Here is a 2437-nt window from a genome sequence, read left to right on the forward strand (position 1 = left end):
GGCTCTAACAGCGTGGGCTGGAGCAGCGTCAGACAGGCGTTTAGTCTGCCGCAGAGCGCCATTTTCAGCGTGGGATCGTTGCTTTCAATCAGGGTTTCGGCAAAGGTTTCGCAATGACCAGCGAGTACGGTGAAATCCGTGGCAGCATTAAAGGGAACAGCAAGTAACGGATATGTCTGGATTGGGATAGTAGCCATAGAGGCAGCCTCCTGTAACGGGTTTAAAACCCACCACCAGAGGTTCCAATCTCATCCATTGAGGTATAGCCGAGCGCACGACATAAAAAAAGACGCGGGGCGCGTCGTATGTCTCCTGTAACATTTCTCAGGGTTCCAATCCCGGCGCCTGATTTTGCAGGTGCGGGTAAAAGATTCCGCTTTCGGTCAAAAACAGCAATAGGAAGTGGTGGAATACAGATCGCAAATTGTTATAAATATGCACAATAGTTACTGTTGACCAAGGCGACACATATAGTAACTTTACTCCCAATCTTCTGGATATTTTTTCGCATGTAATTCTCTGGTCAAATAGTGGATATCCTCTTTCTTCTCTTTCATCCCCTCATGCCTCACCATAAAAGTAAACGAAAAAATTGCTGAACGCGTTATCTGAAGTAAATGTTCGAAATGGCGAATAAAATCACTTTCTTTTATGAAAAGAACATCTTCGATTCGTTGATAAGATTCGTAAATATCCTGAGAGCGACAGGAGATTCTGACTTTTTGCGGTGTTTGGGAAAAAAGCCTTCGGACTATGACATCTATAACATCGCTACTGTTATGACTGCTCCTTTTTTCATCTAATGCATCAATAAATAGAGCTTTTTGGTTATCTATCGGAACACCACTTAGAAAGTGCCGTACCGTCAGATAGTTTGCCCTATGAAATGCCGAAAATTGTTTGAAAAGATGGGTTTTTCCAGCACCAGGATCGCCAAGCAGAACAATGTTAGGGGACTCCGAATAATCGCCAAATGTCTTAGTTTGGCTATCTTTATCCTCTTGGGGTGAATCTGCCTGACTTGCCTGTTTAACATGTAATACTCCCCAAAATATTTTCATCTAAATCTAATACTACTGAAATGGAGATTATTGAGACCATCCATAGACAACTATCAAAACTCATCAAGCAGCATACAGTTTTCAACAATACCTATAGATGGAACTTCATTATACAAAATTGCTGGCTCAAGATTAAACAAATCATATAACTGCCTTTCTACTGAAAGTATAGGCATTTTATCATAACGTGGCTTTGAATAATCAACATCACTTTGCTCAATAAAACTGATATATTTATTTATCTCATGCAAAAGCATATTTTGTGTGTGTTTTGTTCCCGTACTTTGTAATTCATGAAACCCTACTGTCGAATTAACCGATTTATATGCTGAAAAAGACAATCGCCTAGCACTGGTTATAATATTCTCTAGTCGCTGCCTAGTATTTTCGTTAAGAAGAAATTCCTGAGCCCATCGCTCAGATATTTTGGAAAGATAATATTCTAACGTATTGTAAAAATACCCTAGATTAATTTTACGCCAAAGATTGATAATACTATCTTTTATATCCTCCCTCTTTAAAACCTCTTCTTGTAAAACTTTTAACGATATAGTTTTCGTATCACTTATTCCAATTATATTTAAGTGGAAACGGCAGAGGTTGATGAATGCGTCAAAGTTATATAAATCATCATCTTTCAATGAAGAAAAATCAGAAACTGAAATTTTGAGAATATGCTGAGTGAGCAGATTTATTAGTTGCTTGTTTGCAATTTCCTTTGATGGAAATGTATAGCGTAAAAGTTCTTCTTTAGCAACAATTCCCCAATCCCCACCACATCCATCAATTATTGATAACAATATCAACAATTCTTCTGTCTTCACAGAATCCAGGGTAATTGGAGTTACATTGGTGGGATTTATTGGATGTTCATGTCTAGCTAATGCTTTATTTATTGCACATTCACCTTGTTCTCGTAACTGTAACAACTCTGGATTATCACCACCAACTGCTGATTCTAAAATGTCCATCCACTTATCATATTCATGCCAAAGGTTACAGCGAATAGTTGCTCTTATTGTATTCTTACATAATGAAAAATTATACGATGTTCCATCTGCATAATTTCTTGAGTTCAAACACGTTAAAGCATAGTCTATTGCTTGTTGATCATTTTTATTAAGACAGAAATAAGACAAAAAGAAATATAATGACTGACTCCCTTCGCCCTCAAGATGTTGATAAATAAAAAGTGTGAGGTTATTCAACTCATTATCATTTTTAATCAATACTCGATGATAGTACTCATAAAACCGTAATAAAATATCGTCATAATGATGTAAAGGATAGTTGGAATTCTCTTTTTTATTTGCAATCACTTTCATAAAGGTCTTAAAATACGTTGAGTTACGTCCTTTAGCCCCCGTACGTATAAA

At 37.1% G+C, this 2437-nt stretch carries 1 protein-coding gene and 2 pseudogenes; all 3 read right to left on the minus strand.

Features of this window, described 5'->3' with window-relative positions; translation table 11 throughout:
* Positions 1-197, minus strand: a pseudogene (locus KHQ28_RS25560) (hypothetical protein); the annotation flags it as partial.
* Between the two features lie 282 nt (positions 198-479).
* Positions 480-1036, minus strand: a pseudogene (locus KHQ28_RS25565) (hypothetical protein).
* 78 nt (positions 1037-1114) lie between these two features.
* On the minus strand, positions 1115-2437 hold a 1323-nt coding region (locus KHQ28_RS25570), incomplete at its 5' end, for a hypothetical protein (protein WP_211777728.1).

The sequence above is a fragment of the Klebsiella sp. 28 genome (genome assembly GCF_018223905.1).
GTDB classification, from domain to species: domain Bacteria; phylum Pseudomonadota; class Gammaproteobacteria; order Enterobacterales; family Enterobacteriaceae; genus Klebsiella; species Klebsiella pneumoniae.